The organism is uncultured Fibrobacter sp., assembly GCF_937877005.1.
Classification (GTDB): domain Bacteria; phylum Fibrobacterota; class Fibrobacteria; order Fibrobacterales; family Fibrobacteraceae; genus Fibrobacter.
In genome coordinates, this window is record NZ_CALEFV010000111.1 from 1 (window position 1) to 2,076 (window position 2,076).

1 protein-coding gene and 1 pseudogene are annotated in these 2,076 nt (G+C 52.1%); both read right to left on the minus strand.

What is annotated here, in order from left to right:
- Nucleotides 1-741 (minus strand): annotated as a pseudogene (locus tag Q0628_RS05515) (sodium:solute symporter family protein); the annotation flags it as partial.
- Between the two features lie 102 nt (nucleotides 742-843).
- Nucleotides 844-1,716 carry a hypothetical protein gene (locus Q0628_RS05520; protein WP_298768928.1) on the minus strand — a complete coding sequence of 291 codons (873 nt, stop codon included), beginning with the start codon at nucleotides 1,714-1,716 and terminating at the stop codon, nucleotides 844-846.
- Nucleotides 1,717-2,076: the final 360 nt, after the last annotated feature.

The window sequence follows — 2,076 nt, forward strand, 5'->3', positions numbered from 1 at the left end:
CGCGCAGAATACGCGACTGTAAATATCGGGGCCTGCCGTATACGTGGTGCCGTAAGTGAGAATCAGAAGGAACAAGTCTAGCGGCGTAAAGTTCGCGTTGAACGGGAACTTGGGCGCTACACTGGTCGTAGCGCTTGCCAACATGCTGCCGAGCTCACCGCCACCAAACTTTGCAAAGCCCGCCAGCAGCAAGAGCCCGACAATGATCAGGCATGCCTGCAAAAAGTCAGTACGCAATATCGAAAGCTGGCCGCCCGCGAGCGTGTAGCCCGTAAACACCGTCGCCGACACAATCGCCGCTGTCGTGTAGGGCATCGAGGTAAAAGTCATCAGGAGCTTGGCCGCCGCAATAATCTGGGCCGCCACAATGCCTGTCCAGGCAACCGGAATCACAACGGTTGCCACCAGGCGCGGGCCCTTGCCGTACAGGTTCTCGACCAAATCCGGCAAGGAATATTTGCCATGCTCGTAGGCACGGCCCGCAATCGGAATCAACGCAAACAGGCCAAGCGCACCCACCAGCATGAACCAGCTCGCGGCCCCGCCGAGTTTTGCGCCGCTATCGACGGCGCCAATCACGGCCGACCCGCCAAGAATCGTCGCCACGAGGCTACCGGCTACCGCCTTCGCCGACGCCCCTTTGCGCGCCACGAAAAAATCGGGAATGTCCTTTACGCGCCGCGCACTGCGCACCGCAATCGCAATCAAAAACACAAAGTAGACAATTAAGGCAATATTCATGTTCTTCCGTCATGCCCGCAACAGCAGGCATTTCCATTTCTAAAATTTAAAAAAAGGCTAACGATTGCTTCGCCCCTTTCAGGGACTCGCAATGACGTGAATCTAGAATTTTCGGCTCATGATGAACATAACCGCACGCAAGTCCCATTCGCTCCCCACCTGCTTTTGCAGCAATTCTTCGGTAGTCGGGTAGCGGCGATTTTCGAACTTGCGGTCGCGCGAGACAGACGCCATGAGCATGCCGTTCCAGTTTTCGTCGAGCTTGATCGACGCCATAGGCGTCACATGCACCGTCACAAAGTCCGGATTGTAGTCCTTGTACGCTTTGTCAAAATCGTATTCGTGCTTGAATCCGCTCGCATCTACCGAAAGCATCGCCATGGGCACGCGCTTGAACGGCAGCATGTAAATCAGCGTGCCGCCGTACTTGTACTTAAATCCGTTCACCATGTTTTCGTTGCCGGCCTTCCAAACCTCTTTATCTTCGGCGCCTGTATACGCAGAATACTTGAGTTCCGCCGTTCCCTTCAGAATAATCTTGGTCCAGTCGCTCTTGGGCAAAAACGCAAGCAACGGTATAGTGAGCGCTGAATGGTAACGCACGCCGTATGCGTACTCCGTAAACATGATATCTTGCCGGTAGTCCCTTTTTTCAGGGTCGTACACGCCCATGAATGTCGCCGTTTCTTGATAGTTGAGCGCCGTACCAGTATTTGCTTCGGCGCCAAGTTCCAACAAGTGAATCAATTCGATTACGGCATCGAGCTTTATCCCGATTCCGGCAAAGTTGGCGTCGCCTGCGGCCAAGCCTTTAAAGCTCATTAAATGACCGAAATCGCGCTGCACCTTGAAATGGTATGCATACGCAGGCACCGCAAATGCAATAAAGGGCCAGTTGTGCAATGTTTCGGAATTCCGGAGCGAATTGTGGGGCAAAAAGATCGAGACAATCGAAAGTATGTTTTCTCTTTCCACCTTCCAAGATGTACTGTCAGGCGCAAGGGAATCTTGTGCAACCGCGACACTATCCGTAGCAAGGGAATCTTGTTTCGCGCTTTCGTCTGCAACAGCAAATATGGCTCAAACTAGCGCTGTAATCAAAGCAGACTTGCAAACGTTCCACCAATTCATAGGCTTTTAGAATATAGCTAAATGCAAGCTCCCTGCTGTTCTGCATTAGGCGAAATTTGTATATTCTTGAGTACAGAGGTTTATATGTCTCGAATTTATAGCTCACTCGCAATTCTTTTTACCGCAATCGCATTTTGTGCCACAAGCGCCCTCGCCTTCGATGTATCGGTCAAGGCAAATGTCGATAACGCCCAAGTGTTCGTG